At 53.3% G+C, this 259-nt stretch carries 1 protein-coding gene; it reads left to right on the forward strand.

The genetic code is table 11. From position 1 onward, the window contains the following. On the forward strand, positions 1 to 259 hold a 259-nt coding region (locus WDW90_RS40020; RefSeq protein ID WP_336493107.1), incomplete at both ends, for a UDP-N-acetylglucosamine 2-epimerase.

The following is a 259-nucleotide window of genomic DNA, read 5'->3' on the forward strand; positions in this document are numbered from 1 at the left end:
GTCGGCACGCGGCCGGAGATCATCCGGCTCTCGCGTGTCATTGCTAAGCTCGATCAGTATACAGAGCATACCCTTGTTCATACGGGGCAGAATTACGACTACGAACTGAACGAGGTCTTTTTCCAGCAATTGGGCATTCGCAAGCCGGATGCTTTCCTCGATGCCGCCGGTAAGAATGCGGCTGAGACGATCGGGCAGGTGATCATTAGTTCTGATCAGGCCCTCGAAAAGTATTCGCCTGATGCGGTTTTGATTCTGG

This window comes from Methylobacterium nigriterrae, from assembly GCF_037106235.1.
Lineage (GTDB): Bacteria > Pseudomonadota > Alphaproteobacteria > Rhizobiales > Beijerinckiaceae > Methylobacterium > Methylobacterium nigriterrae.